Below are 24117 nucleotides of genomic sequence, written 5' to 3' on the forward strand. Positions count from 1 at the left end.
AAATGATAGATGCGATTGTACCCGCTTCTGATCGCGTGGACGATTGGAGCGGGTAAATGGAGCATCGCGGGTGTAAAGAGAAAAGATACAGAATGTTGATAGTTTGACCGGCCGCAGAGTAAGTGATCGCTAAGTTGGTGCGAGGAAATATCTCCGCGCAGTACCTTTGACTTTGTGAGTGAAGACTAGAAATAATCGATATTTTAGCTTTTGGAAACGCTCATCTAGTAAGGCCAGGATTATTCATTCCTTGGTAATCAAAAGCGCGACGTCTTTAACTGATCTTACATGACCCATTTTATGCAAGCCCACTTCTATCAGTGACGCTACATGCCTGACTGGATCCCACGTTAATGAACTTTGGTGCATGAACTGCCTAAGTAGTGCTTCGTAGATATCCAAGTGCTCGCCAAATAGAGTTGGGGCATTGAATTCCTGCCCGTCCAGGTCTGATACGCTAGCATTACCAAGCCCATTCTCGTCAGCCAGTGCAAGCGCAATCGCAAATCTGCTCAAAATATTAGGCGTCAGGCCTGTTTTCGATTTTAGGAACTTCAGTTTCGCAGTGGATGAGGCTGATATTTTAAATTTGTGCGGAAATACATTCATGCGTCTTGTGCCCACCGCCAGAAATAGCCTTCCTCAGCTTGAGTAGAGCGAGTTTCTGGGTTGTATACCAGATGATAAGAGTGCGAAATGCTACCTTGCAGGCCTTCATAGAAGGCGTAGTCAATTTCCGTATCTGTCGAGAGAATGATGACTTGGTGACTCGTTTTGGGGAAATAGTTTTCCACGAGCTTTTTACGATGAACCGAGTCCAGTCGTCCTAGTGGCGTGTCGATCACAACTGGCAGGCTTCGCCCTGAAGTGCGGGCCAGCGCTTCCAAAATAGAGATTGCAAATATTTGCTTCTCGCCGGCCGACAGCTCTTCTTTACGGAGTATTACGCCTTCATCGTCAATCAGAACGACCTCGAAGGAGTTTGGATCAATCCGGATGCTGAGATTCCGATCTTCTTTGCGGGCCAGGCCATTGAACGAGGTGTAAAACTGCGACTCGAGCTCTTTGAGCTTTTCAATTCGGGCGCGCGTAGAGAACTCTTTCAGTACGTCTTTGGCATTTTGTGCTAGCCCGGTCAGGCGCTCCTCTTCTTGGGACTCAGCTATTTCGGTGTAGAAATCGTCTAACTGGCGTGCAGCCACAGAGAGGCGGACGAGGAGGGCTTTTGCCTCCTCAGCCATTACGGATCTCTGGTCCTCAAGAGCGGACAGCCGTCCCTGTAACTGCCCTTGTTCGTTAAACAGTGGGATTAGTATTTTTTCATCGGGGGCTCTAGCGATATTTTCCCGGGCAGATTCGATTTGGTTATCAGTTTCCTGAAGCGTCATCACCAAGCCGGAGGCTCGTTGTTGCAGTGAGCCAACATCCTTCAGCAGCCGGTGGGAGATACTGAAACGTTGGCTGTCCGAGAGCTCGTGAACTGGAGTTTGTTGTTCCGCGCTGTTCGAGACTTCTGAGCCGAATGTCCTTAGAAAGATATCTTGAAGGGCAGGGAGCTGATCCTTTGTCATAGCCAAGGCAGATTCGACTTCTGCTAGAAAATTGCTTTGCTGGCGTTGCAAGTATTCGGAGAGTACTTGCGCTTTTTCCGCGCGTTGCTCAGCGTCTATCTGCGCTAGCAGTTTCTCGTTGAGGCTTTGAGTTATTGCGAAAGGTAGCAGGCCGCTGAGCATGTCATGCAGGGTGTGCTCTATAGCCTTTTTTTCGCTAACCAATGCATCGAGGTTGACAGTTTCCTCTTGCCTAGCGGCGCTCCAGGCGCCGCCGCGAGCATTGATGCTCGCTTCGATGTTGCCAAGGTTCTTGCTGGCCTCGACAGTATTCACGCGCATGAGGAGAAGCTTTTCGCGTATTTTTGCCAGTTGCTGCTCCAGATCGTTATATATCCGTTCTGCATCGGCAATTTTTTGCTTGCGATCTTCAGAAGCCTTTTTGATCGAGCGCCCTCTGATAATAACGGAGAGGTCGGAGTGCAATCTATCGATGAGATCCAAGCCCAAAAGCTTGTTGATCGACTCACGCAAAGCATCTCCGGATGTTTCTTCGGCAAGGCTCGCGATTTTTTCGCCGTCGAAGAAGAACAGTTCGGAAACGCCGATCGGGATCAGCTCGTTGAGAAATGCTTGTGCCTGATCATAGGAAAGCTCGGTTAAGGCGTGTCCGTCCCTTGAAATGATCAGGCCTTCTTTTACCTTGCCAGCGTGATCAACAAACCAATCACGGGTCAGTTGATAGCTCGAAATAACGCCATATTGTGCATAGCGGAAGGTCAGCTCGATAGCAGCTCGCGTAGGCTTTGCGATGCTGTTGTGAGCTCTGTGTATGCATTCACGAAGATACTGATGGTACTCGGCAACCGTTGCGCCGGAGCCCAGTACGCCTTTGCCGTACAAGGCAAGCTTCAGCGCGCTCAGGATGGTTGTTTTGCCGCCGCCGTTTAGGCCGCCAAACAAAACGATAGGCGCGTTTTTGCCTCTTTTGACCTTAGGAACCAAGTCAAAGTCGTGGGCTCCGCTAAACACGCGGAAATCTAGTACTGAAAGGGAGTCAATAATCATTGCAGCAAGCCATCTATGTCAGCTTTCAGAGATTCGAAAGCTGTCTTGTACGTGTCGGTAACTTTAGGTATTGCGCGTCGTTCCAATGCTTCGTCCAGTCCACCCCAGTCTTGCTCCAGGACTTTCTGCAGCTCGTCCAGAATGCCTTTTCGGCGTGAGAGTCCGGAGAACGACAACTCGGTATCAATGAGCTTCATGATCAGCACAGCTGGCACGCCGCGCTCAGCCTCAAGTGCATTGAGAATGGCCGCATCAGGTTCAGTAAACGCACCGGCATCATTTTTGATCCACTCGACTATATCTTCGGGGTAAACCTCTCCGTAGATTTTAGGAAGCGAATCAATCCAGTCCGGTTCATTTGGATCCTTGAGCCACTGTTGGCGGATCACTTGCAGCTCATCGCGGCCGATCAGCTCGATTTCGCGATCGGTTTCACGAATGCCTTTCTCAATTTCCAAAAGCAGCTTCAGCCACTCGCGGCGATATTTCATCCAGTACGGACCAGGCACGTGCTTGGCGACAGTATTGGAGTCGTCATCGATAGTCCCTCTTGCGAAGGTCACTTTCCCGGTACGACGTTTGTAGTTACGGAATTCGGTTTTATTTTCGGGCAGGGAGCTGGCATGCAGTTGGTTGCGGAACTGGAGCAGCGGTAGCATCCAATCCTCTCCGCTGTTTACTAGTCCTTCGATCGCTTTGTCGTGTGTCACGACTGTGCAGGTCCAGCATCCGAAACGCGAGTTGCCGCACGATGGTGTATTGGTATCGATAACGAGCGGGCACTCTCCAGCATTGGAGTCTTTGTAGAGCTCAAACAGTACTCGGTTGGAACCACCCCAAGGTCTGGCAGCGCTCATGAGATATTCCCAGACATCATCAGCGTGCCAGAGCTCAATGGGCATGTAGGTATACGCATTGTGCAATGTCGTGTGTCGACCTAGTGCAGAACCATCGATTTTGTGTCGTGTGATTACCTGGGCACGCGTGGAGCTTTCTTCTCGCCTGGAGCCAAGCACAACCACGACTTCGCCGAAGCGAGCTACCTTGTCCTTGATGAACTCGCTGACAGGGTCAATTTTCATCCGCTCAGTACACCAACGGAATGCTTTGGTTGGGGCTGGATAACCTTTGCCCAAGAGGTTGGCCCAAAACGTCTCGCCGACTTCAGGAGTGACAGAGTGGGCTGTCATGGGAAGCTGATCCTGAATCGCCTGAGCGTTTACCGAATCAAGCACCTGGCGAATCATATCAACAACTACAGGGGTCTCCACTCGAGTGTCGGAGGAGACCACGTACACATGCTTATGGCGCTCCTCAGGCTGCAACATCTTCAAGGCGTAGTAAGTGAGCGAAAGAATTACGGTGGAATCTTTACCCCCGCTGAATCCTACCACCCAAGGGCGATTATCTGCCTTGTATATGCTCTGAAGCTCGCGGACAGCGTCCGCTAATGGTCTACCAGCAATGATCGCTTCTTGGACGAAGTCATCGTGTGATGGATAGAGAAATTGATCATTACTCATTGTTGAGGAAACCTGTTTTCTAACTCTCGTTCAACCGTGGACAGCGGGACACCAAGCTTCTTCTTGATGAGACTGGCGGTGAGTGCAACGTTTGTTGTGGCTTTGGAGATCCGACCGTGAACCATGGCCCGGCCTTCCCATTCAGGATTGGCTCTGGACCAGTCGATGCTGTGTAGCTGGCTGATGGTTTTTTTCCACTCGGATTCTTTGCGGATAATCAGCTCAGACCCGACGAGTCCCATCGCTTGCAGCATCACGCCGTGGGCATGGATGTAGTTGTCACGTAGCTCAGACGTCGACAGCTCTTTGTTTTTTGCCCTGATCCAATCGGGCATCTGTAGAGAGACCTCTTCCCAGAAAGACTTAGCGAGCTCTCTCTCGTTTTGCGCGATTAGGTCAGTTTTTCCTTTCTTCAGCAGGACGCGGGACGCATTTTTGATGGCACTGAGGGTAAAAAGCTTGGAGCTGCGAGGTGAGAGACTTGACTTCTCCAGCTCAGTCATCCTGGAAAAGACTTCTACATTTTTTGCTAGATACCTGGCCAAATCAGAAATCTGGTCGCGGTGGTCGTAGAGGGTGCTGATTGAGTTGCTTGGCCGTACGGCATGCTTGTTGAGATCGGCGAACATTTGCTGGCTGCGATTGAGTCCTTCATCAATAAAGAAAAGGACTGGGATGTTGTCGTATCCAAGTTCTGGATTTTCCCGAATGGCTTGCTCAATGGCTGCCCGACGGTGCTGGCCATCGTTGATAAGGATTTGAGCTTCCATCGGTATGGTCAGTGTGCCAATACTTTGTTCTGGGCCCGTGTCGGAAGCAGGATTGAATTGGACGACTCCATCAACCGATGCGGTGATTGCGGATAGAGTGTAGTCGTCGCGGTTATCGAGCAAATATGCGGAAATCTCCGGAACTCTAGCCAAGTTCAATGTGCGTTGCGCGCGCAAATCCGCAGGCACATTGTCCTCGTTAAAAATGAAGATCTTTGGCACGAGGCGCATAGGGCACATCGCTATGTAGCACGGCCTACCGGCTTGAATGCCTCTAACACAGGGGAAGGAGTGGATATAGGTCATCATGTATTCGCATGTTTTTTTACGGTAGGTACGTTATTTTGCATCATTTTAACATACATACAAGGCTGGATGACCGAATGGTAGGTCTGGCTCGTTGTGTAGTGGTCAAATGAAACCGGACACCCATTTAGGCGAGAATGCTCGCCAGATCGAGGTGTCAGATGATCAAACAACGCCGCTCCTTGATGCCTGAGTTCAAACGCGAGGCTGCCGACCTCGCACTCAAACAAAACTACAGCTACGTCGCTGCCAGCCGCTTACTCGGCATTGGCGAGTCGGCATTACGCCGCTGGGTTGATCAGATTCAGAAAGAACATAAAGGCATCACCCCGCAGAGCAAGGCGCTGACGCCAGAACAGCAAGAAATCCAGGAGCTTGACGCCCGGATTGCTCGGCTTGAGCGAGAGAAATCAATACTAAAAAAGGCTACCGCGCTCTTGATGTCGGAAGATCACGAGCGTTCGCGCTGATTGACCAGTTGAGCGCCCATGAGCCGGTAGACTGGCTGTGAAAGGTGTTTGCCGTCACCCGCTCGTGTTACTACGCTCAGCGCCTGCGATGCCGCACGCCCGATGTAGAGCGGCGTCGATTGCGTAGCCGCGTCAGTGAACTGTGCTCGCAAAGCCAAAGCGCTGCGGGCAGTCGCAGCATCTTGTCGTTGATGCGTGAAGACGGTGAGCAACTTGCTCGATTCAAAGTGCGCAGCTTGATGCGCGAGCTTGACTTAGTTAGCAAACAACCCGGCTCTCACGCCTATAAACGAGCAACAGTAGAACGACTCGACATCCCGAATACGTTGAGCCGTGAATTCGATGTACCTGTCCCCAATCAAGTCTGATGCGGCGACATCACCTACATTTGGGCGCAAGGAAGGTGGCATTACTTGGCCGTCGTCCTGGATCTCTGCACGCGTAGGATCGTGGGTTGGGCGCTATCGGAAAAGCCAGACGCTGAACTGGTGATCAAGGCACTGGATATGGCCTACGAGCAGCGTGGCAGGCCTTCGGATCTGCTGTTCTACTCGGATCAAGGATCGCAATATGCAAGTCGGTTGTTTCGTCAACGGTTGTGGCGATACCGTATGCGCCAGAGCATGAGCCGGCGAGGAAACTGCTGGGATAACGCACCGATGGAGCGCGTATTCCGCAACGTGAAAACAAAATGGATACCGGTCTTGGGCTATCGAACTGCGCAGGAGGCACAGCGCGATATCTGCCACTTTTTGATGCATCGCTACAACTGGATTCGGCCTCATCAATTCAACGGTGGGATGGCGCCAGCACAGGCCGAGGAAAAACTTAACGTCGTGTCCGGGATTAGCTGAGCACTACAGACCTTCAGTTGCAGCTGAACAATGCGCTCGCCGGTGAGCGCGCCCTGCATCAGGGCTTGACCGCAGCGGATGAGCGGGCGGATGTGCTGGAGACCGAGAACAAACGGTTTGATCTGATGGTGTCTCAGTCGGATAACATCTATGACATGGATCGCATGCAATTTAAGGCCCGAGTTGATGTGCTGGAGGGGTTGTTGGCCGATGCCAAACACCTTACCTGCGACGAGCTGTACGAGCGCATCGACGTCGCACTCAAACTAGCAGAGGTCTCCCAATGAAGGCATATCCACTGGAAGTCGAATCGGTCGGCGAAGACACCTACATCGTCATGAGTCGCGGCCATCACGATCTTGATCTGTTCATGTCCGAGGCCGTGAAAGACAGGCCGCGCTGGAATCTTGGTGGTGCTGAGCATACCTGGATCAAAACGATGCGAGGGCGCGGAACGTACGCATGCTTTTACGTGCATGTGCCAGAGGGGGCGCGTGGCGCATGACCGATCATGAAAAGGCCGCAGTAGATGCGGCCAAAGAGTTACTGCTGCAGACCGGTGTCTCGGTCAAAATCGCGTCATAGCTTGAAACCACCAAGCATCTTCTTAAGCGCTTCTTCTGCGCTTTTTGCGATATTTTCTTTGTACTCAGCGAAAGACCATTCTTTTCCGCAGTCTTTACATTTCACAACACTGTCATGAGCAGCTTCGTGATTTTCATCAAGGGTGATTTGCAGATCTTCACTGCCGCACCCTGCGCATTGCGCCTTCACATCCATATTGCCTACTTCCTCGGTTTTGGATTCAGGAGGGTAGTCGACTGCAAGCAAGCTCGCCCTCTGTGAGCGCCCAGTAGGCACTTGAGGCGAACGATTAGTCGTTCTGATCTCGAATGAATGTGAATGGGTTTTTCTCCATGCCTATGGAGCCACCACATTCGAAAACAACACGAAAACCGCCGTTAGAAGCTGAAAAGTGTGCAGTTCCGGCTGGCGGTGAGATTTTCGAGTAATCAATCGAAAGAAAGAGTTTTCCATCCTTGTTGTAGATGCGGTTTAGCCAGTGCCGAATGATTTTATCGATGAAATCGCTAGGTTTTTTGTATCCCATTTCCTTGCCTAAATCCTTGTTGGTGACCTATGAGCCTACCCCAATACCTGCGGCAAATCAGCCTCAAGGTCGGCGATGCTGAGAGCGCGCTCGACCTATCAGACATGCGCAACCGGTTTGGTGTGCGGAGGGGAGATCTGAAAACCCCAAACTCAGCAGATATCCGCGTTTACAATCTGAAAGAAGAAACTATTCAGAAAGTTCAAAAGGAGTTCACGCAAGTAGTTTTGCAGGCTGGATATGCAGGTAGCAGCGGTATGCGGTGATTCTAAACCAATAGACCGGCATGTTACCTCCGCCCACCAATGGGGCATCTTCTGAGCCATTTGGTAGCAGATTCCTACGCCCGCCTTCCGCCCCATCAGCCGAAAATCTTTTCTATTCCATCCAAATCAACCACTTGCCTCACCACCCACCCAGTTGGCACACATCCTGCTCTTTTGCATTCATGGATAATTGGATACAAAAATACAAAAGGTGCTGCCGATGCAATTTGCTCCCGCTTACGTTGACCGCCAGCCCCTCACCGCCGAGGAGGAGGCCTACAACTTCCTGCTTGATGCCATTTGCAGTGGCCGCTACCGCAAGGGCGACCGGCTGATTGCCGAAGACATCGCCAGTGAAATAGGCATGAGCCGCATGCCGGTGCGCGAAGCCTTTCGCCGCCTGGATGCCCAGGGTCTGGTCACCCTCAGGCCCAACCGCGGCGCCGTCGTCAGCGGTCTGGATATCGACGAGTTGCACGAAGTCTTCGAGATGCGCAGCGCCCTCGAGGGCCTGGCAGTACGTGTGGCCGTCAGCCGGATCGGCGAGCGCCAATTGGCCGCACTGGAACGCATGCTCGACGAGATGGATGACTACCGCGACGAAAGCGCCGCCTGGGTCGGCCGCCACCGTGCCTTCCATGAATACCTGTGCAGCCTCAGCGGCCGCCCGCGCTTGATGAAGCAGATCTCGGCGCTGTACTCGCTGGTGGAAGCGCCCATGCGCCTGTGGCTGCAACACGGTGACAAACCCCTCAGTGCCCGCGAAGAACACGCGGTGATCCTTGATGCGATTCGCGCCGGTGACGCCGCTCGCGCCGAAGCCGTGGTGCGCGAACACATCGAAGGCACCGTGCCGGCGCTGATCCAGTTTTTGCAGTCGGAAAAATAATCAGAGGTGGGCCCAAGCCCACCCGTGTTTTGACTTTGAGTCCTGCCCCGTTAACCAACGAACTGGAGTGTCTGGTCATGCATAAACGCCGCGCCTTGCTGGTGGCTGTCTCCCTCGGCATCTGTACCCAATGGGCCTCTGCTGCGCCCCAGGTGCCGGAGCGCTTGAAGAACGCCGACAAACTCGTCTACTGCTCGGGGATGGATTCACCGCCCCTCGTGTCCTTCGATGAAGCGCAGAAACCGCGCGGGCTCACCGTCGACCTGGGCCTGGAAATCGCCAAGCGCCTGGGCGACAAACAAGTGCAGTGGCGGGTGATTCCGTTCTCCGGCCTGGTGCCGGCCTTGCTCGCCCAGCAGTGCGACATGATCGTCGACCAACTGTTCGACAAGCCCGAACGGCGCCAGGTGATCGACATCGTCAACTACATGTACTCCAGCCAGTCGGTGGTGGTGCCCAAGGGCAACCCCAAAGGCATCAAGGCGCTGGATGACCTGTCCGGGCACAAGGTCGCGGTGCTCAACGGCTCCACCATCAAGACCCTGCTCGACGCGCAAAACGACACCCTCACCAAGGCCAGCAAGCCGCCGATGAAGCTGGTGGTCTACAACACCGACACCGATGCCTTCCAGGCCCTGCGCATCAGCCAGGTCGACGCCTACGGCACCACCGTGGAAACTGCCGGTTACTACGCCGCCATGGCCCCCGACCTGTTCCAGGAAGGCGTACCCGCCTTCAGCCGCATCCTCACGGGCCTGGGCATGCGCAAGGACGATCCGCAACTCACTGCCGCCGTGCAGCAGGTGATCAGCGACATGCGCAGCGACGGCAGCTACGTGGCGTTGCTGAATAAATGGCATGTCAGCAGCGACACTCTCGACTGAGGTTTCCAGCCATGAACTTCAATTGGGATGTGTTCTGGCAGTACCTGTTGCAGCCCAGCGGGGTGTACCTCACCGGGCTCTGGCTGACGTGCCTGATCGCGGTGTCGGCGATGCTGCTGGGTTGCGTGCTGGGCTTGGCGGCGGCGCTGTTGCGCCTGTCGAAGAACCCGCTGCTGCACCTGCCGGTACGCTTTTATGTGTGGTTGATGCGCGGCACGCCACTGCTGGTGCAGATCGTGTTCCTGTACACGGCGCTGGCGGCGGGCGGGATTTTTCGCTTTGAGGACATCGAGCTGTTCGGCCTGATCGTGCCGGGCAATATCCAGGCGGCCATCATCGCTCTGGGCCTCAATGAAGGCGCGTACATGGCCGAGATCATCCGCGCTGGCATCGGTGCCGTGGACAAGGGCCAGTACGAAGCCGGGCGCTCCCTGGGCATGGGCTTTGCCAAGTTGATGCGACGCATCGTGCTGCCCCAGGCGTTCCGCGTGATCGTGCCGCCTCTGGGCAACGAGTTCAACGTGATGCTCAAGAACACCACCCTGGTCAGCGTGATCGGCGTGCAGGAGTTGCTGCTCAGCACCCAGATGGTCACCTCGGCGACGTTCCGCGTGTTCGAGTTGTACCTGGTGGTCGCGATCTACTTCTTGATGCTCACCACGCTCTGGGGCTTCTTCCAGCGTTGGCTGGAGGCGCGTTTCGGCCAGTCCGACCGACCTTCCGCACCGCCTCCCGCGTCCAGCCGCATGTTCGGGCGCAGCACCTTGAAACTGCTGAGAGGACGCTGACCATGGCGCACCAAAGTGAAGAACTGATCATCGAAGCCCTCGACCTGCACAAGTCGTTTGGCGACCTGCAGATTCTCAAGGGCATCTCCCTGCAAGTACGACGTGGCGAAGTGGTGGTGCTGATCGGCGCCTCGGGTTCGGGCAAGACCACTTTCATTCGCTGCATCAACCTGCTCGAAGACATCCAGGGCGGGCGCATCCGCGTCAACGGCCGCGCCATGGGCTATCGCGAACGCAGCGACGGCAGCCTGGTGCGCGACTCGGAACGCAATATTGCCCGCCAGCGCCGCGACATTGGGATGGTGTTCCAACGCTTCAACCTGTTCCCTCACATGACGGCGCTGGAAAACATCATCGAAGCACCGATTCACGTGCTCGGCACGCCACGCGCCGTAGCCTTGGAACAGGCCCGTGGCTTGCTGGCGCGGGTGGGCCTGGCGGACAAGGCCAGCCATTACCCGTCGATGCTTTCCGGCGGCCAGCAACAGCGGGTGGCGATTGCTCGCGCCCTGGCGATGAAACCCCAGGCCATGCTGTTCGACGAACCCACCAGCGCCCTCGACCCGGAAACCGTCGGCGAAGTGCTGCAAGTGATGAAGGAGCTGGCCGAGGAGGGCATGACCATGGTGGTGGTCACCCACGAAATGGGCTTTGCCCGTGAAGTGGCCGACCGCGTGGTGGTGCTCGACCAGGGCGAGCTTATCGAACAAGGGCCGCCGGAACAGATCTTCAGCCACCCCAGCCATCCCCGTACCCGGGCCTTTCTCAGCCGCGTGTTATGACCCTTACAAGGAACTGTGCCATGCGTTTATCGAGCGTGTTTGCGGCGCTGTGCTATGCCGTTGTTGTGCCCATGGGCCAGGCTGCCGACTCGGTGGTCAAGGTCTACAACTGGTCCGACTACATCGGCCCTGACACTCTGAAGAACTTTGAGCAAGACAGCGGCATCAAGGTGCAATACGACATTTTCGACACCAACGAAATGCTCGAAGCCAAGTTGCTCTCCGGGCACTCGGGCTACGACGTGGTGGTGCCGTCCAGCCAGTTCCTGTCCAAGCAGATCCGCGCCGGTGCGTACCAGCCGCTGCAACGCAATTTGCTCGACAACTGGAAGCACCTCGACCCGCGCCTGATGCAACGCCTGCAAGCTGCCGACCCAGGCAACCGCTACGCTGTGCCGTACATGTGGGGCACCGTGGGCATCGGCTACAACGCAGAGAAAGTGCGCGCCGTGCTGGGTAAGGACGCGGTGCTGGATTCGTGGTCGATGGTCTTCGAGCCGGCCAATCTGGCCAAGCTCAAAAGCTGCGGCGTGGCGTTCCTCGATGCGCCGGTGAAGATCATCCCCCAGGTCATGCTTTACCTCGGCCTGGACCCCAACAGCACCAAGCCCGACGACTATAAGCAGGCCTCGACGCGGCTGATGGCGCTGCGCCCGTCGGTAACCTACTTCAACTCCTCGAAATACACCGCCGACCTGGCCAACGGTGATATCTGCGTGGCAGTGGGGTATTCCGGCGACGTGATGCAGGCCCAGAGCCGCGCCAAGGAAGCCGGTAAGAATATCGACATCCGCTACCTGATCCCCAAGGAAGGCGTGAACCTGTGGTTCGACATGCTCGCCATTCCCAAGGACGCCGCCAACCCAACCAATGCCCACGCCTTGATCAACTACCTGCTGCGCCCCGAGGTGATCGCGCCCGTCAGCGACTACGTGGGCTATGCCAACCCGAACAAAGACGCCACGCCCCTGATGGACCCCAAGGTCAGTGGCAACCCGGGCATCTACCCCGGTGACGACGTGATCAACCACACCTTTGTCTCCGCCGACCTGCCGGAAAACATCCAGCGCCTGATGACCCGGGAATGGAACCGCATCAAGTCCGGCCAATGAATCGAAGAGTCCCTGCCATGTTGAAATTTTCTGCTCACGAGTATCCCTATCCATCGCAACGCCAGAGCGTGTTCGCCAGGCGCGGCATGGTTGCGGCTTCCCAACCTTTGGCCGCCCAGGCCGGCATCGAGATCATGCAAAAGGGCGGCAACGCCATCGATGCGGCCATCGCCACGGCGGCCGCGTTGACCGTGGTGGAGCCCACCGGCTGTGGCCTGGGGGGCGATGCGTTTGCCTTGGTCTGGTGCAAGGGCCAGCTGCATGGTTTGAATGGCAACGGCCACGCGCCGGCCGCCTTGAGTATCGAGGCGGTGAAAGCGGCGGGGCACGACCAGATGCCGCTGTATGGCTGGACGCCGGTCACTGTGCCCGGCTGCCCATCGGCCTGGGCCGAGCTGTCCCAGCGCTTCGGCCAGTTGCCGTTTGCCGAGTTGCTGCAACCGGCCATCCGCCTGGCGCGTGACGGGTTCCCGCTGTCGCCGGTGATCGCCCAGCTGTGGCAGGCCGCGCTGGATGAGTTCAGCCCCCACCGTGACCCGGCCCTGGATGCCTGGTTCGACACCTTCCTGATGGACGGCCGCGCACCTCGCGCCGGGGAGATATTCCGCAACCCGGCCCAGGCCCGCACCCTCGAAGAACTCGCCGCCACCCGTTGCGAAAGCCTGTATCGCGGCGCCCTGGCCGAACGCCTGGACGCCCATTCGCGTGCCAGTGGCGGCTACCTGCGGGCCAGCGACCTCAAGGACTACCGCGCCCAGTGGGTGGACCCGATCCACATCAATTATCGGGGCGTGGATGTGTGGGAAATTCCCCCGAGCGGCCAAGGCCTGGTGGCGTTGATGGCGCTCAAGATCCTCGAAGGTTTCAGCTTCGATCACCGCGACAGCCAGCAGACCTGGCACCGCCAGTTGGAGGCCATGAAGCTTGCCTACAGCGACGGTCTGCACTACATCACCGACCCGCTGCACATGCGCGTGGCCGTGGCGGATTTGCTCAGTGATGATTACAGCCGCCGGCGCCGCGCCCAGATCGGCGAGCACGCCCAGCCGCCCAAACCTGGCGACCCCCATGCCAGTGGTACGGTGTACCTGGCCACGGCCGACGCCGAGGGCAACATGGTTTCGTTCATCCAGAGCAACTACCACGGCTTCGGTTCCGGCGTGGTGCTGCCTGACAGCGGCATTGCCCTACAGAACCGAGGGCAGGAATTCAGCCTCGATCCGGCCCATGCCAACTGCCTGGCGCCGGGCAAGAAAACCTTCCACACCATCATCCCCGGCTTCCTCACCAAAGACGGCCAGGCCCTCGGCCCGTTTGGCGTGATGGGCGGCTACATGCAGCCGCAGGGGCATGTGCAGATGGTGATGAACCTGGTGGATTTCGGCCTCAACCCGCAAGCCGCGCTGGATGCACCGCGCTGGCAATGGCTGGGCGACATGAAGGTCGGCATCGAACAGGGCGCCTCCCGCGACCTCGCCAACGCCCTGGCGCGGCGCGGCCACAAGGTGCAGATCGACAGTGACCTCACCGACTACGGCCGCGGTCAGATCATCCTGCGCGACCCGGTCAGCGGAGTGCTGTGCGGCGGCACCGAACCTCGCACAGATTCCCATATCGCGGTGTGGTAACCCGGCTCCAACCTTCACCGGCGCCGCGGTTCACCCTGACACACCGCGGCACGGGGCAAGCCCGCTCACTACAGATTCTGGGGGATTCACAGATTTTGGGGAGGCCTTGATAAAATAATTGAACAAGCCTGTCCCTTTTTTTGCCGTCACCGGTCATTCCAGGTAAGTGAACAAAATCGAGAGCTTCCTCCAATGCCCGTTGTCCGTCCCTTGCTCAAGTTGAGCCTGCTGCTGAGCCTCAGCGCCAGCCCGTTCTTCGCCGCCGTCAGCTATGCCGAAGACACCACAACCCGCCGCAGCTACCAGGTGCCGGCCGGCAGCCTGAGCGCGGCGCTTACCCGTTTTGCCGGTTTGGCGGGGGTCAACCTGTCGGTAGACCCTGCATTGGTCAGCGGGCGCACCAGCAGCGGTTTATCGGGCGAGTTCGGGGTGGAGGAGGGCTTTGCCCGCCTGCTGCAAGGCTCCGGCCTGCAACTGCAATCGATGGGCGCGCAGGCCTACATGCTGGTGCCGGCGCCGGACGGCAGTACGTTGGAGCTCGCACCAACCTCGATTCTCGGCACCACCGGCCTGTACGACGGCGATACCTACGCCGGTGGCCAGGTGGCGCGTCGCACTGCGCAGGGCATGCTCGGTACGCGGGACTTCATGGAGACCCCGTTCAGCATCACCACCTACACCGCCGAAGCGGTGAAAAACCAACAGGCCCGCACCCTGGGCGACCTGATCGCCGCCGACCCGTCGGTACGCGCCACCAACCCGGCCGGTGGGCGTTACGAGCAGTTCACCATTCGCGGCTTCAGCCTGTTCAACAGTGATGTGGCCTACAACGGTCTCTACGGCGTGCTGCCCACCTACACCATCGACATGGAAATGGCCGACCGCGTCGACATCCTCAAAGGCCCCAGCCAATTGATCAACGGCATCTCGCCAAGGGGCAGCGTGGGCGGCGGGATCAACGTGGTGCCCAAGCGCGCCACCGACAAGGACATCAACTCGTTCACCGGCACCTGGGCCTCCGAAAGCCAGGCGGGCGGGGCGGTGGACGTGGGGCGGCGCTTTGGTGAAGACAATAAATTCGGTATCCGCTTCAACGGCGTGAAACAGGCGGGCGACACCGACTGGGATCACCAGAGCGTCGACCGCGAAATGGCCGTGCTGGGCCTGGATTTCCGTGGCGAGCGCCTGCGCCTTTCCACCGACATCGGCCACACCGAGCGCGACACTGACGCGCCCCAGGAGCGTGTCCAGGTCGCGGCTGCCGCACCGGTGCCCAGCGCCAACGATGTGCGCCATAACTATGCGCAAGCCTGGAGCAAGGCGCGCACCAAGGACACCTTCGGTACGTTCAACGCTGAATATGATGTGAGCGATGACGTGATGCTGTACGGCGGTATCGGCTTACGCAAAAGCAACCACGACTTCCTGCGTCATGCGGTCTCCGTCAGCAATGCGGCAGGTGATTTCAGCGTGCTGCCGCGTGACTTCACCCGCGATGAAAACGTGCGCACCTACACGGCTGGCGTGCGCAACTGGTTCCACACCGGGCCAGTGAGCCACGAGGTCAACCTGGCCGCCAGCTACTTCGACATGGACTTCACCAACGGCGGCGCACGTTATGCCGCCGCGCCGAGCAACCTCTACAACCCCGTGCAAACCCCGACCCCGTCCAGGGCGACACGCCAGGACGCCAAGGTCTACACCGAAAACAAGTTCAGTGGCGTGGCCTTGTCCGACACCTTGGGCTTCTTCGACGACCGCCTGTTGCTCACCCTGGGCGCGCGTTGGCAGCGGGTCAAGGTGGATGACTGGAGCGATGGCATCAAGGGCGACACCGCCTACGACGAAGAAAAAGTCTCGCCGTCGGGCGGGCTGCTGTTCAAGGCCACCGACAAGCTGTCGCTGTACGCCAACTACATGGAAGGCTTGAGCCAGGGCAAGATCGCGCCGTCCACCTCGATCAACGAAGACCAGATCTTCCCGCCCTTCATCAGCCGCCAGGTGGAAGTGGGCGCCAAGTACGACGCCGGCGCCTTCGCGGTCACGGCCGCCGTGTTCCGCATCAGGCAGCCAGCCTATGAAACCAACGCCACCACGCGGGTGTTCGGTCCCAATGGCAAGCGCCAGAACACCGGGGCGGAACTGAGCGTGTTCGGCGAACCGCTCAAGGGTGTGCGCTTGCTCGGCGGTGTGATGTACATCGACAGCAAACTCCAAGACACCACCAACGGCACCTGGGACGGCAACCGCGCCCCGGCCACGCCCAAATACAACGTCAACCTGGGCGCCGAGTGGGATGTGCCGGGGCTGGAAGGCCTGACCCTGACCAGCCGTGGCATTTACTCCAGCTCGCAGTACCTGGACCAGTCCAACGTCAAGGAAATCGACGCCTGGAACCGCCTCGACGTGGGCGCGCGCTACGCCTTCAAAGTGGACGACAAACACGTGACCCTGCGCGCGAACGTGGAGAACGTCGCCGATAAACGCTACTGGAGCTCGGCCGGCGCCTCGGATGACAGCGAACCGGGGCTCACCTTGTCTACCCCGCGCACCTACCTGCTTTCCGCCACGGTCGACTTCTAACCGCTGATCCTGATGCATGTGGGCTTGTGTGGGAGCTGGCTTGCCTGCGATGGCATCACCTTGGTACATCTGACACCCCGAGGCGCCTGCATCGCAGGCAAGCCAGCTCCCACAGAAAGCTCACCCAATGCCCGATGGGCGGCGCCAATGAGAATGTTTTTTGATTGCGCCGCCACGATATGGAATAGTACCCGCCGTTTTCCCCGGCCCGTCTAGCCGGGGTGTTTTAACGCCGAGGACCTTGCCATGCGACTGTTGCGCTCCATCCCGACCCTTGCCGCCTGCCTCCTGGCGTTGTCTTCAAGCGTACTGAACGCTGCCCCCATCGACCTCAATGACGGCCAGCACACCGTGCATCTGCCCGACGCGCCCAAGCGCGTGGTGGTGCTGGAGTTCTCCTTTCTCGACAGCCTCGCCGCCGTCGATGTGACCCCGGTAGGCGCCGCCGATGATGGTGATGCCAATCGCGTATTGCCCCGCGTGCGCCAGGCCATCGGCCAATGGAAATCCGTGGGCCTGCGCTCGCAGCCGAGCATCGAGGAAATCGCGCGGCTCAAGCCGGACCTGATCGTCGCCGACCTCAACCGTCACCAGGCGTTGTACAGCGACCTGTCGAGCATCGCACCCACCTTGTTACTGCCGTCACGCGGGGAAGATTACGAGGGCAGCCTCAAGTCCGCCGAACTGATCGGCAAGGCCCTGGGCAGGAGCCCGCAGATGGAAGCGCGAATCCAGCAGAACCGTGCAAACCTCAAGGCCATTGCCCAGCAGATTCCCGCCGGCGCCAGCGTGTTGTTCGGCGTTGCCCGTGAAGACAGCTTCTCCGTGCACGGCCCGGACTCCTACGCCGGCAGCGTGCTGCAAGCCATCGGGCTGAAAGTGCCGTCGGTACGCACCAACGCCTCGCCCACCGAGTTCGTCAGCCTGGAACAACTGCTGGCGCTGGACCCGGGCTGGCTGCTGGTCGGCCATTACCGCCGCCCCAGCATCGTCGACACCTGGAGCAAACAACCCTTGTGGCAAGTGCTCGGTGCGGTTCGCAACAAGCACGTAGCTGAAGTGGACGGCGACAGCTGGGCGCGTAATCGGGGCGTGCTGGCCTCCGAGCAGATTGCTGAAGATGCGCTGGCGATTCTCAAGGGCGGCAACGCCGTATTGAGCCAATAACCGTGCAGCGTAGTCTCGCCGCCCTCGGCATTGTGCTGCTGGGGGTCCTGTTGTTCTGGTACTCGCTGTACAGCTGGTCGCCGTTCGTGATCACCCCGGCAGATGCCTGGAATGGCCTGGTGCACCAGGGCAGCGTGGGCGGCAACATGGCCTACATTGTCGCCCAGTTACGGGTGCCGCGTGCGGTGTGCGCAGCGTTGGTCGGCGCCTGCCTGGGCCTGGCCGGCGCGCTGATGCAGGGCATTACCCGCAACCGCCTGGCTTCGCCGTCGTTGTTTGGCGTGACGGCCGGCGCGGCGCTCGGCTTGGCGCTGTTTTCCACCGGCCTGGTGGCGCTGCCGTTTGCCGGTGGCGCGCTGTTGATGACCTGCGTGGGCGGTGCACTGGCCTGGATCACCGTGTTCAGCCTGGGCGGTGCGTGGTCGCCGGCCACGGCGCAAGGGCGGCTGGTATTGGCCGGCGTCGCGGTCGCCGCGTTATGTGCGGCATTGACTCGCCTCACGGTGATCCTGGTCGAAGCCCAGGCGCAAAGCGTGCTCAACTGGCTGGCCGGTTCCCTGGCCAATGTGGGTGCCGCACAGGTGCAATTGCTCTGGCCGTGCACCCTGATCGGTGGCCTGTGGGCGCTGTGGTGCGCGCCGCGCTTGAACCTGATCAACCTCGGCGAAGACGCCGCTCGCTCCCTGGGGGTCGGCATCGCCAGCCTGCGCCTGCAGGTGTTTGTCGCCAGCCTGTTGCTGGTGGGCGCGAGTGTCTGCGCGGTGGGGCCGATCGGCTTTGTCGGTTTGATTGCGCCGAACATCATTCGCCAGTTCCTGGGCAACGACTACCGCTGGCTGATCCCCCTGAGTGCCGCCTTGGGCGCGGTGATCGTGCTGGGCGCCGACCTGCTCAGCCGCGCCGTGGCGTTCCCGGTGGAAACCCCGGCCGGCGTGGTCACTGCGCTGATCGGTGCACCGTTCTTCCTGTTTCTTGCCAGGCGCACCCTATGATCCGCCCTCGATTGCGCCTGTGGCTGCTGCTCACCTTGTTGCTGCTGGCGACCTTTATCAGCCTTAGCGCCGGTACCTTGTGGCTCAAGCCCGCCACCGTGCTGGAGCGCCTGTTGGCCCACGATGCCCTCGACTTCGAAGTGTGGAACCACCGCCTGCCGCGCAGCCTGATCGCGATCCTCGCCGGTGCCGCCTTCGGCCTGGCCGGGGCGATTGTGCAGGGCGTGATCCGTAACCCGCTGGCCTCGCCGGAAATCCTCGGCGTGACCCAGGGCGCAGGCCTGGCGCTGACCGTGGCGATCATCAGTTGGCCGCACTTGCCGATTGCCTGGTTGCCGCTGGTGGCCTGCCTGGGCGGTGCCGGTGGTGCGTTACTGCTGGCGCTGTACAACACCGGCGTGAGTTTTTCCGGCGTGCGTTTTGCGCTGTCCGGGGTGGCGATTGCGGTGACCTTGTCCAGCGTCACCGAGTTTCTGATCCTGTCCCACCCGCTGGACATCAACACCGCCTTGCTCGCCCTCACCGGCAGCCTGTGGAGCCGCAACTGGCACCATGTGGCGCTGGTGTTGCCGTTCCTGCTGCTGATCCCGCTGGGCCTGTGCCTGGCCAAGCCGCTGAACCTGATCGCCCTGGGCGATGAAGCGGCCCATAGCCTGGGCACAGCGTTACGGCGTACGCGCTGGCTGGCGATGGCCTGCGCGGTGCTGCTCACCAGCCTCGGTGTCGGCGTGATCGGGCCAATCGGCTTTATCGGCCTGGTCGCGCCGCATATGGCGCGGCGCCTGGTGGGCGGGCATCACCAGTGGCTGTTGCCCGCCGCGATGCTGATTGGCGCGCTGCTGCTGGTGCTGGCCGACACGCTGGGGCGCACGTTGATTGCGCCCAGTGAAATCCCCGCCGGGGTGCTCACAGCGGTGATCGGCGCGCCGTATTTTCTTTGGTTGCTGGCACGGTTCAAGGGCTGATCCCATGAGTATTCTTCAAGCACGACAGCTCGACATCGGCTACGGCGACACCCGCATTGTGCAAGGTCTGTCGTTCACGCCGCCCGCCGGAAAAGTCACCGCGCTGATCGGCCCCAATGGTTGCGGCAAGTCCACCTTGCTCAAGACGTTCGCACGCATCCTCAAGCCGAGCGCGGGCGAACTGACCCTGGACGGCCAGGCCTACGCCAGCCTGTCCGCCCGCCAGTTGGCGCAGCAGATCGCCTTTTTGCCGCAAGTGCTGCCGGTGCCCGAAGGGGTCAGCGTGCGCCAGTTGGTTGCCTATGGCCGCAGCCCGCATAACTCATTGTGGGGGCGCTTGAGCGGCAGCGATCAGTCCCATGTGACACAGGCCATGCAACGCCTGGAACTGGACGTTTTGGCCGACCGAGCGCTGGCGGACTTGTCCGGCGGCCAGCGCCAACGTGCCTGGCTCGCCATGGTGCTGGCGCAAAACGCGCCGGTGGTGTTGCTGGATGAACCCACCACCTACCTCGACATCAGCCATCAGGTTGAGCTGTTGGACCTGATGGGGGAGTTGGCCGCCGAGGGCAAGACCGTGATCACCGTGCTGCACGACATCAACCAGGCCTGCCGTTATGCCGACCACCTGGCCGTGATGCATGGCGGTCGCCTGGTGGCCGATGGCGCCCCGGCTGCGGTCATCAGTGTTGGATTGATGCGCCAGGTATTCGATGTGCAAGTACAAATCATCAATGAACCAGTGGCTGGCACGCCCATGTGCCTGATAGAAAAGAGCGCCCGTTAATTGTTATTGCCGCCCTGACTTCCCCAACTAATAAAAACCTGTAGTGAGCGGGCTTGCCCCGCGCCGCGGTGTGCCAGGAAAAGTTGAGGCATCAGGTCTCCCGCAGCACAGCCCAAGCCCAAAAACCACAAGGCCTGCGCCAGCACTGTCACGGAAATCCGGGACAGATGATGGCCATTCATTTCAGTTTGTTTCCCCATCTCAGGAACTAGCGTTGCAACTTCCAGTCGATTAACCCGGCCAACTTTGTCTCCGGGCGTGGCTAACTAATGGCACTTATCAGTAGTTCCAAATAGCCATACTTTCTCGCAACCAGACACCCAACATTATGTCGTCAGCCCTTATCGATGCCTGCCATATGCAGATACCGCACACAGACCAAGTGTGCGCGTGGCTGAGGCAGCACGCTGGGTTGAAAACCGTTGATCTGGAACGTGCCCAGCGCCTGTCCACAGATGCCAGCGACCTGCTGGGCCTGCTCACGCGCCTGGGCCTGGTCTCCGAGATCGAACTGGCCAGCGCCTGGGCCCACCTGCTGAACGCGCCGCTATTGTTGGCGGATACCGCGCCCCCGGTGCTCGACCCATTGCCGCCACTCACCGAACGCTTCATGCGCCACTACCAAGTGGTGCCCATGGGCTGGAGTGCAGCCGGCCTGCACGTTCTGGCCGCTCACCCGGCCCAGCACTATGCCTTCCAGGCGTTGGCCTACGCCTGCCAGGTGCCGGTGTGGCTGGCCGTCGGCCCGCGCACCGAAGTCGACACGCTGATCGAACGCTATTACGGCCAGGGCCGTTCGGCCATGGGCACGCTGATCGAAAACCTCGATGAGCGCAGCGGTGCGCTGGAAGACATCGAACACCTCAAGGACATGGCCTCCGAAGCCCCGGTGATTCGCCTGGTCAACCTGATCCTTCAACGCGCCGTGGAACAGCGCGCCTCAGACATCCACATCGAACCCTTCGAAAATCAGCTCAAGGTGCGCTACCGCATCGACGGCGTGCTGCACGAGGCCGAGGCGCCACCGGCCAGCTCGTCGGCGGCAGTGATCTCGCGGGTGAAGATCATGGCGCGCCTGGACATTGCCGAACGCCGGCTGCCCCAGGACGGGCGCATCATGTTGCGCATCCAGGGCAAGGCGCTGGACCTGCGGGTGTCCACCGTGCCCACCAGTTTTGGCGAGTCGGTGGTGATGCGCCTGCTTGATCGCCAGACCGTGCAGTTCGATTTCCAGCACCTGGGTTTCGACGGCCAGCGCCTGGCGGCCTTCCTCGACTTGCTGGAACGGCCCCACGGCATTCTGCTGGTGACCGGGCCCACCGGCTCTGGCAAGACCACCACGCTGTACACCGCGTTGTCGCGGCTCAACACCGCCGAGCGCAAGATCATCACCGTGGAAGACCCGGTGGAATACCAGCTCGAAGGCATCAACCAGATCCAGGTCAAGCCCGCCATCGGCCTGGATTTCGCCGGGGCGTTGCGTTCCATCGTGCGCCAGGACCCGGACGTGATCATGATCGGCGAGATCCGCGACCTGGAAACCTGCCGCATCGCCATCCAGTCTTCCCTCACCGGCCACCTGGTGCTCTCCACCCTGCACACCAACAGCGCCGCGGCCAGCATTACCCGCCTGCTCGACATGGGCGTCGAAAGCTACCTGATCGCGTCGACCGTCAGCGGCATCCTCGCGCAACGCCTGGTGCGACGCCTGGACCCGGCCACGCGCACAGCATTCGAAGCGCCCCCGGAGTTGATCGCAGAACACGGCCTGGACCGCTTGACCGACACGCGCCCGATCCTGCTTTACCGGGGCCGTTATGAAGGCCGCAGCGCCCTCACTGAATTGCTGGTGATGAACGACGAATTGCGCAGCCTGCTGATGCGTCACGCCGACGCCGCCACCCTGGAGCAGGCCGCGCGCCGCGCCGGTTTGCGCACCTTGCATGAAGAAGGTTTGCGCCAGGCGCTGGCAGGCATCACGTCACTGGAAGAAGTGTTGCGCGTCACCCGGGGAGAGGGCGCGTGAGCCTGTTCAAGTTCCGTGCCCTGGACAGCCAGGGCGCTGCCCACAACGGCACGCTTGAAGCCAAGGACCAGGCTGCCGCTGTTGCCCTCTTGCACAAGCGTGGCCTGCTGTTGTTGCAGATCGAGTCGGCGGGCGGCCTCAGGTCGAACGCGACGCGCGGGCGGTTGAAGGGCGCGGCACTGGTGAGTTTCACCCAGCAGCTGGCAACGCTGCTGGGCGCCGGCCAGCCCCTTGAGCGCTCGCTGGGCCTGCTGCTCAAGCAGCCCGGCCAGCCGCAGGTGCGGGCGTTGATTGAGCGCATCCGCGATCACGTCAAGGCCGGCAAACCGTTGTCGATTGCGCTGGAAGAGGAGGGTAGCTGCTTCTCGCCGCTGTACCTGAGCATGGTGCGCGCCGGTGAAGCCGGTGGTGCGCTGGAAGGCACCTTGCGCCAGCTCGGCGACTACTTGGAACGCAGCCAGTTGCTGCGCGGCGAGGTCATCAATGCGCTGATCTATCCGGCGTTTTTGGTGGTGGGAGTACTGGGTTCCCTGGCGCTGTTGCTGGCGTATGTGGTGCCGCAGTTCGTGCCGATTTTCGAGGACCTCGGTGTACCGATTCCACTGATCACCGAGGCGATCCTTGCACTCGGCGAGTTCCTCGGCCGCTATGGCTGGGCGGTGTTGGCGGGGTTGCTGGTGGCTGCCTGGGGGCTCGCCGCTCGCCTGCGCGATCCCCGGCACCGGGAAGCCTTCGACCGACGCCTGCTCGGTGTGCGCGTGATTGGCCCGCTGTTGCAACGGGTCGAAGCCGCCCGGTTGGCGCGCACCCTCGGCACCCTGCTGAGCAACGGGGTGGCGTTGCTGCAAGCCCTGGTGATTGCCCGGCAAGTCTGCAGCAACCGCGCGTTGCAGGCGCAAGTCGCGGTCGCGGCCGAGTCGGTCAAGGGCGGCGGCACCCTGGGCGCCGCCTTTGGCACTCAACCCCTGTTGCCCGACCTGGCCCTGCAAATGATTGACGTCGGCGAACAGGCCGGGGAACTGGACAGCATGTTGCTCAAGGTCGCCGACATCTTCGACGTCGAAGCCAAGCGCGGTATTGACCGCCTGCTCGCCGCCCTGGTGCCGTCGCTGACCGTGGTCATGGCCGTGCTGGTGGCGGTGATCATGCTCGCGATCATGCTGCCGCTGATGAGCCTCACCAGCCATTTATGAAGGAGCAGACCCCATGAAAACCTCACGCCGCCAAGGCGGTTTTACCTTGCTCGAAATGCTCGCGGTGATCGTGCTGCTGGGCATCGTCGCGACCATTGTGGTGCGCCAGGTTGGCGGCAATGTGGACAAGGGCAAGTACGGCGCCGGCAAGGCCCAGCTCGCCAGCCTGAGCATGAAGATCGACAGCTATGCGCTGGACGTCGGCTCGCCGCCCGGCACCCTGCAACAGCTGGTGGACAAGCCCGGTGGCTACGCCAAGCCTTCGGACCTCAAGGACCCCTTCGGGCATGCCTTCGGCTATCGCTTCCCCGGTGAGCATGGGCCTTTCGACCTGATTTTCTACGGCCGTGACGGCCAGCCCGGTGGCGAAGGCTACAACGCCGACCTGGGCAACTGGGAATAA

Annotated in this window: 22 protein-coding genes and 1 pseudogene; 18 read left to right on the forward strand and 5 right to left on the reverse strand. The window is 59.8% G+C overall.

The window, feature by feature from the left end; translation table 11 throughout:
• Window positions 1-243: 243 nt before the first annotated feature.
• From AC07SU_RS25095 to dndB, 4 genes are read right to left on the reverse strand one after another with little or no spacing between them, the layout of a single operon-like run.
• Complete coding sequence (locus AC07SU_RS25095) at window positions 244-609, reverse strand: DndE family protein (RefSeq protein ID WP_494998540.1); 366 nt, start codon at window positions 607-609, stop codon at window positions 244-246.
• Entirely contained in the window at window positions 606-2618 is a 2013-nt protein-coding gene (gene dndD / locus AC07SU_RS25100; RefSeq protein ID WP_494998541.1) for a DNA sulfur modification protein DndD, read from the reverse strand. Before dndD ends, AC07SU_RS25095 begins: the two co-directional genes overlap by 4 nt.
• Window positions 2615-4141, reverse strand: a complete 1527-nt coding sequence (gene dndC, locus AC07SU_RS25105) for a DNA phosphorothioation system sulfurtransferase DndC (RefSeq protein ID WP_494998542.1) — start codon at window positions 4139-4141, stop codon at window positions 2615-2617. The genes dndD and dndC overlap by 4 nt, the downstream gene beginning before the upstream one ends.
• The gene (gene dndB / locus AC07SU_RS25110; RefSeq protein WP_494998543.1) at window positions 4138-5220 is read right to left on the reverse strand and encodes a DNA sulfur modification protein DndB; all 1083 of its coding nucleotides are present in this window, start codon (window positions 5218-5220) and stop codon (window positions 4138-4140) included. Before dndB ends, dndC begins: the two co-directional genes overlap by 4 nt.
• Before the next feature lie 158 nt (window positions 5221-5378).
• On the opposite strand from dndB, the pseudogene AC07SU_RS25115 reads away from it, so the two are divergent.
• The 3 genes and pseudogenes from AC07SU_RS25115 (at window position 5379) to AC07SU_RS25125 (ending at window position 7046) form a co-directional block, all read left to right on the forward strand.
• Window positions 5379-6541, forward strand: a pseudogene (locus AC07SU_RS25115) (IS3 family transposase).
• A 17-nt stretch (window positions 6542-6558) separates the two neighbouring features.
• Window positions 6559-6828, forward strand: coding sequence for a hypothetical protein (locus tag AC07SU_RS25120; protein ID WP_494998544.1), 270 nt, complete (start codon window positions 6559-6561; stop codon window positions 6826-6828).
• Window positions 6825-7046: a hypothetical protein gene (locus AC07SU_RS25125; RefSeq protein WP_494998545.1), complete on the forward strand. Its 222-nt coding sequence runs from the start codon at window positions 6825-6827 to the stop codon at window positions 7044-7046. The genes AC07SU_RS25120 and AC07SU_RS25125 overlap by 4 nt, the downstream gene beginning before the upstream one ends.
• 74 nt (window positions 7047-7120) lie before the next feature.
• Here the strand turns inward: AC07SU_RS25125 and AC07SU_RS25130 are convergent, their stop codons facing one another.
• The gene (locus tag AC07SU_RS25130) at window positions 7121-7372 is read right to left on the reverse strand and encodes an ECs_2282 family putative zinc-binding protein (RefSeq protein ID WP_494998546.1); all 252 of its coding nucleotides are present in this window, start codon (window positions 7370-7372) and stop codon (window positions 7121-7123) included.
• A 309-nt stretch (window positions 7373-7681) separates the two neighbouring features.
• Between AC07SU_RS25130 and AC07SU_RS25135 the strand changes: the two genes are divergently transcribed.
• The 15 genes from AC07SU_RS25135 (at window position 7682) to AC07SU_RS25205 (ending at window position 24117) form a co-directional block, all read left to right on the forward strand.
• On the forward strand, window positions 7682-7918 hold the full coding sequence (locus AC07SU_RS25135; RefSeq protein WP_494998547.1) for a hypothetical protein: 237 nt from the start codon (window positions 7682-7684) through the stop codon (window positions 7916-7918).
• Between the two features lie 220 nt (window positions 7919-8138).
• Window positions 8139-8807 (forward strand): GntR family transcriptional regulator, encoded by a 669-nt coding sequence (locus AC07SU_RS25140; RefSeq protein WP_494998548.1) that lies wholly within the window; start codon window positions 8139-8141, stop codon window positions 8805-8807.
• A gap of 77 nt (window positions 8808-8884) precedes the next feature.
• On the forward strand, window positions 8885-9691 hold the full coding sequence (locus tag AC07SU_RS25145; protein ID WP_494998549.1) for an ABC transporter substrate-binding protein: 807 nt from the start codon (window positions 8885-8887) through the stop codon (window positions 9689-9691).
• An 11-nt stretch (window positions 9692-9702) separates the two neighbouring features.
• Window positions 9703-10479: an amino acid ABC transporter permease gene (locus AC07SU_RS25150; protein WP_176998767.1), complete on the forward strand. Its 777-nt coding sequence runs from the start codon at window positions 9703-9705 to the stop codon at window positions 10477-10479.
• A gap of 2 nt (window positions 10480-10481) precedes the next feature.
• On the forward strand, window positions 10482-11261 hold the full coding sequence (locus tag AC07SU_RS25155) for an amino acid ABC transporter ATP-binding protein (RefSeq protein WP_494998550.1): 780 nt from the start codon (window positions 10482-10484) through the stop codon (window positions 11259-11261).
• 20 nt (window positions 11262-11281) lie between these two features.
• Window positions 11282-12373, forward strand: coding sequence for a polyamine ABC transporter substrate-binding protein (locus AC07SU_RS25160; RefSeq protein WP_494998551.1), 1092 nt, complete (start codon window positions 11282-11284; stop codon window positions 12371-12373).
• Window positions 12374-12390: 17 nt separating this feature from the next.
• Window positions 12391-14001 carry a gamma-glutamyltransferase family protein gene (locus AC07SU_RS25165; RefSeq protein WP_494998552.1) on the forward strand — a complete coding sequence of 537 codons (1611 nt, stop codon included), beginning with the start codon at window positions 12391-12393 and terminating at the stop codon, window positions 13999-14001.
• A gap of 192 nt (window positions 14002-14193) precedes the next feature.
• On the forward strand, window positions 14194-16584 hold the full coding sequence (locus AC07SU_RS25170; RefSeq protein WP_494998553.1) for a TonB-dependent siderophore receptor: 2391 nt from the start codon (window positions 14194-14196) through the stop codon (window positions 16582-16584).
• 246 nt (window positions 16585-16830) lie between these two features.
• Window positions 16831-17751 carry a Fe(3+) dicitrate ABC transporter substrate-binding protein gene (locus tag AC07SU_RS25175; protein WP_494998554.1) on the forward strand — a complete coding sequence of 307 codons (921 nt, stop codon included), beginning with the start codon at window positions 16831-16833 and terminating at the stop codon, window positions 17749-17751.
• 2 nt (window positions 17752-17753) lie between these two features.
• Window positions 17754-18743, forward strand: coding sequence for an iron-dicitrate ABC transporter permease FecC (gene fecC / locus AC07SU_RS25180; protein WP_494998555.1), 990 nt, complete (start codon window positions 17754-17756; stop codon window positions 18741-18743).
• Window positions 18740-19708 (forward strand): iron chelate uptake ABC transporter family permease subunit, encoded by a 969-nt coding sequence (locus AC07SU_RS25185; protein ID WP_494998556.1) that lies wholly within the window; start codon window positions 18740-18742, stop codon window positions 19706-19708. Before fecC ends, AC07SU_RS25185 begins: the two co-directional genes overlap by 4 nt.
• Window positions 19709-19712: 4 nt before the next feature.
• Window positions 19713-20495 carry a Fe(3+) dicitrate ABC transporter ATP-binding protein FecE gene (gene fecE, locus AC07SU_RS25190; RefSeq protein WP_494998557.1) on the forward strand — a complete coding sequence of 261 codons (783 nt, stop codon included), beginning with the start codon at window positions 19713-19715 and terminating at the stop codon, window positions 20493-20495.
• Window positions 20496-20823: 328 nt separating this feature from the next.
• On the forward strand, window positions 20824-22521 hold the full coding sequence (gspE, locus tag AC07SU_RS25195) for a type II secretion system ATPase GspE (RefSeq protein WP_494998558.1): 1698 nt from the start codon (window positions 20824-20826) through the stop codon (window positions 22519-22521).
• A complete protein-coding gene (gspF, locus tag AC07SU_RS25200) occupies window positions 22518-23714 on the forward strand; it encodes a type II secretion system inner membrane protein GspF (protein ID WP_494998559.1) in 1197 nt (398 codons plus the stop codon). The genes gspE and gspF overlap by 4 nt, the downstream gene beginning before the upstream one ends.
• 13 nt (window positions 23715-23727) lie before the next feature.
• Complete coding sequence (locus AC07SU_RS25205; RefSeq protein WP_176998778.1) at window positions 23728-24117, forward strand: type II secretion system protein GspG; 390 nt, start codon at window positions 23728-23730, stop codon at window positions 24115-24117.

The sequence above is a fragment of the Pseudomonas sp. GW821-FHT05H12 genome (assembly GCF_059419385.1).